The following is a 4,657-nucleotide window of genomic DNA, read 5'->3' as shown; positions in this document are numbered from 1 at the left end:
TCCGGCCCGCCCGTCGCCAGTACCCTTCCCGACCCCCAGGCGTCCAAAGACGGTGCCCCCGCCTCTACTATCCCGGCCGCCCCCCTACAGTGAGCTGGGTCCGCTCCGCCCCCTGACCACCCCCCTGGCCGACGGTTCGGCATTGCCTGCCTGGCTGAGCTTCGATGCCAGCACCGGTACCTTCTCTGGTACCCCGGAGAACGGCGATGTGGGTAGCCTGAGCATCCGGGTCACCGCCACGGACAGTAATCAGGTCAGTCTGAGCGCTGACTTTGCCCTGACCATTGCCAACACCAACGATGCGCCGACCGCCGGGGTGATCAGCGCCCAGAGCGCCACCGAAGACAGTAGCTTCACCTTTACCGTCCCGGCAGGCACCTTCAGTGATGTCGATGCCGCTGACAGCCTGACCTACACCGCGACCCTGGCTGATGGTTCCGCCCTACCGAGCTGGCTCAGCTTCAATGCCGCTACCGGCACCTTCTCCGGTACGCCCACCAATGACGATGTAGGCAGTCTGACCATCAAGGTCACCGCCACCGATACCAGCGGTGCCTCGGTGAGCAGCAGCTTTAGCCTGACCGTCGCCAATGTGAACAATGCGCCTGAGGCAGGGGCGATCAGTGATCAGCGTGCCACCGAAGATGCGGGCTTTACCTTTACGGTTCCCGCGAACACCTTTACTGATGTGGATGCCGGTGACCGTCTGACCCTGAGCGCCACCCTGGCCGACGGTTCCGCCCTGCCTGCCTGGCTGAGTTTTGATGCCAGCACCGGCACCTTCTCCGGTACGCCGGATAACGGTGATGTCGGCGTCATCCGTATCAAAGTCACGGCGACCGATACCCAGGGGGCGGCTGTCAGCAGCGACTTTAGCCTGACCGTGATCGACACCAATGATGCGGCCAGCTCTGGCGTCATCCCCAATCAGGTGGCGACCGAAGACAGCACCTTCCGCTTTACCCTGGCGGCGGACACCTTCATCGATGCCGATGCCGGTGACCGTCTGACCCTGAGCGCCACCCTGGCAGATGGTTCGGCCTTGCCCAGCTGGCTGAGCTTTAACGCCACCACCCGTACTTTCTCCGGCACACCGACCAATGACGACGTGGGTGCGATCAGCATCAAAGTCACCGCCACCGACGGCAGCAACGCCTCGGTGAGCAGCAGCTTTACCCTGACCGTGGCCAATGTGAACGATGCGCCGACGGCAGGCACTATCAGTGCCCAGAGCACCACTGAAGACAGCGCCTTCAGCTTTACCCTGCCACAGGGCCTGTTTGGGGATGCCGACAGCAGCGACAGCCTGACCCTGAGCGCCACCCTGGCCGACGGTTCGGCGTTGCCCAGCTGGCTCAGCTTCAATGCCGCTACCGGCACCTTCTCCGGCACGCCCACCAATGGCGATGTCGGTAGCCTGAGCATCAAAGTCACCGCGACCGACGACAGCAACGCCTCGGTCAGCAGCAGCTTTAGCCTGACCGTCACCAATGTGAACGACGCCCCGACCGCCGGGGTGATCAGTGCCCAGAGTGCGACCGAAGACCGTAGTTTCACCTTTACCATCCCAGCAGGCACCTTTGCAGATGTGGATGCCGGTGACAGCCTGACTTATACTGCGACCCTCGCCGACGGTTCCTTCCTGCCCAGCTGGCTGAGCTTTGATGCCAGCACCGGCACCTTCTCCGGTACCCCGGATAACGGCGATGTCGGTGCGATCAGCATCAGGGTCACCGCGACCGACACCAGTGGCGCTTCGGTCAGCAGCAGCTTTAGCCTGACCGTTACCAATACCAACGATGCCCCCACGGCGGCCGCGCTGGCTGATCAGCAGAGTGAGGAAGGCAACGTCTTTACCTTTACCCTGCCTGCCGGCACCTTCAGTGATGTCGATGCCGGTGACCGTCTGACCTTCAGTGCCACCCTGTCTGACGGTTCGGCCTTGCCCAGCTGGCTGAGCTTCAATGCCGCCACTGCTACCTTCTCCGGTACCCCGTCCAGCAGTGATGTCGGCACCCTGTCGATCCGGGTGACCGCCACCGATAGCAGCGGTGCCAGCATCAGCAGCGGCTTCTCGTTGAGCATTACGGATGTCAGCACACCGGTGGCCGGTACCATTCCCGACCAGCAGGTGGCCGAAGACAGCGCCTTCAGCTTTACCCTGCCACAGGGCCTGTTTGGGGATGCCGACAGCAGCGACAGCCTGACCCTGAGCGCCGCCCTGGCCGACGGTTCGGCATTGCCTGCCTGGCTGAGCTTTGATGCCAGCACCGGTACCTTCTCCGGTACCCCGGATAACGGCGATGTGGGCAGCCTGAGCATCAGGGTCACCGCGACCGACACCAGTGGCGCGTCAGTCAGCAGCAGCTTTAGTCTGACCGTCACCAATGTGAACGATGCGCCTACGGCAGGCACCATCGGTGCGCAGAGCGCCACCGAAGACAGCGCCTTCACCTTTACCGTCCCGGCAGGCACCTTCAGTGATGTGGATGCCGGTGACAGCCTGACCCTGAGTGCCACCCTGGCGAACGGTTCGGCCTTGCCCAGCTGGCTGAGCTTTGATGCCAGCACCGGTACCTTCTCCGGTACCCCGGATAACGGCGATGTCGGTGCGATCAGCATCAGGGTCACCGCGACCGACACCAGTGGCGCTTCGGTCAGCAGCAGCTTTAGTCTGACCGTTGCCAATACCAACGATGCGCCCACGGCGGCCACGCTGGCTGATCAGCAGAGTGAGGAAGGCAACGTCTTTACCTTTACCCTGCCTGCCGGCACCTTCAGTGATGTCGATGCCGGTGACCGTCTGACCCTGAGTGCCACCCTGTCTGACGGTTCGGCATTGCCGGGCTGGCTGAGCTTCAATGCCGCCACCGCTACCTTCTCCGGTACTCCCTCCAGCGGTGATGTCGGCACCCTGTCGATCCGGGTGACCGCCACCGATAGCAGCGGTGCAGCCGTCAGCAGTAGCTTCTCGTTAAGCATTACGGATGTCAGCACGCCCGTCGCCGGTACCATTCCCGACCAGCAGGTGGCCGAAGACAGTGCCTTCACCTTTACTATCCCGGCGGCCACCTTCAGTGAGCTGGGGACGCTCAGTACCCTGACCGCCACCCTGGCCGACGGTTCGGCATTGCCTGCCTGGCTGAGCTTCGATGCCAGCACCGGCACCTTCTCCGGTACCCCGGAGAACGGTGATGTGGGTAGCCTGAGCATCCGGGTCACCGCCACGGACAGTAATCAGGTCAGTCTGAGCGCTGACTTTGCCCTGACCATTGCCAACACCAACGATGCGCCGACCGCCGGGGTGATCAGCGCCCAGAGCGCCACCGAAGACAGTAGCTTCACCTTTACCGTTCCGGCAGGCACTTTCAGTGATGTGGATACCGCTGACAGCCTGACCTACACCGCCACCCTGGCCGACGGCTCGGCCTTGCCCAGCTGGCTGAGCTTTGATGCCAGTACCGGTACCTTCTCCGGTACGCCGGATAACGGCGATGTCGGTGCGATCAGCATCCGGGTCACCGCGACCGACGGCAGCAACGCCTCGGTGAGCAGTAGCTTTACCCTGACCGTCACCAATGTGAACAATGCGCCTGAGGCAGGGGCGATCAGTGATCAGCGTGCCACCGAAGATGCGGGCTTTACCTTTACGGTTCCCGCGAACACCTTCACTGATGTGGATGCCGGTGACAGTCTGACTCTGAGTGCTACCCTGGCCGACGGTTCGGCGCTACCGAGCTGGCTGAGCTTTGATGCCAGCACCGGCACCTTCTCCGGTACGCCGGATAACGGTGATGTCGGCGTCATCCGTATCAAAGTCACGGCGACCGATACCCAGGGGGCGGCTGTCAGCAGCGACTTTAGCCTGACCGTGATCAACACCAATGATGCGGCCAGCTCTGGCGTCATCCCCAATCAGGTGGCGACCGAAGACAGCACCTTCCGCTTTACCCTGGCGGCGGACACCTTCATCGATGCCGATGCCGGTGACCGTCTGACCCTGAGCGCCACCCTGGCAGATGGTTCGGCCTTGCCCAGCTGGCTGAGCTTCGATGCCAGTACCGGCACCTTCTCCGGTACGCCCATCAATGACGATGTAGGCAGTCTGACCATCAAGGTCACGGCGACCGATACCAGCGGTGCCTCGGCCAGTACCCAGTTCACACTCAAAGTCGTGAACACCAATGATGTGCCCACCAGTGCAGGCATAGCAGATCAGGCCGCCAGTGAAGACAGCGCCTTCCGCTTTACCGTCCCGGCGGGCACCTTCAGTGACGTGGATACCGGTGACAGCCTGACCTACACCGCGACGCTGGCCGATGGTTCGGCGCTGCCCAGCTGGCTGAGCTTTAACGCCACCACGCGTACCTTCTCGGGAACGCCCACCAATGGCGATGTCGGTAGTCTCAGCATCAAAGTCACCGCCACCGACGGCAGCAACGCCTCGGTCAGCAGCAGCTTTAGTCTGACCGTCACCAATGTGAACGATGCGCCTACGGCAGGCACCATCGGTGCGCAGAGCGCCACCGAAGACAGCGCCTTCCGCTTTACCGTCCCGGCGGGCACCTTCCGTGATGTGGATACCGGTGACAGCCTGACCCTGAGTGCCACCCTGGCGGACGGTTCGGCCCTGCCGAGCTGGCTGAGCTTTGATGCC

The 4,657-nt window shown here is 62.8% G+C and carries 1 protein-coding gene; it reads left to right on the top strand.

The window, feature by feature from the left end:
- Positions 1-52: 52 nt before the first annotated feature.
- On the top strand, positions 53-4,657 hold a 4,605-nt coding region (locus WH50_RS11855), incomplete at its 3' end, for a beta strand repeat-containing protein (RefSeq protein WP_116453721.1).

It is taken from the genome of Pokkaliibacter plantistimulans, from assembly GCF_003194385.1.
Lineage (GTDB): Bacteria > Pseudomonadota > Gammaproteobacteria > Pseudomonadales > Balneatricaceae > Pokkaliibacter > Pokkaliibacter plantistimulans.
The sequence above is the reverse complement of the archived record's forward strand: the minus strand, read 5'-3'. Positions and strand labels throughout refer to the sequence as shown.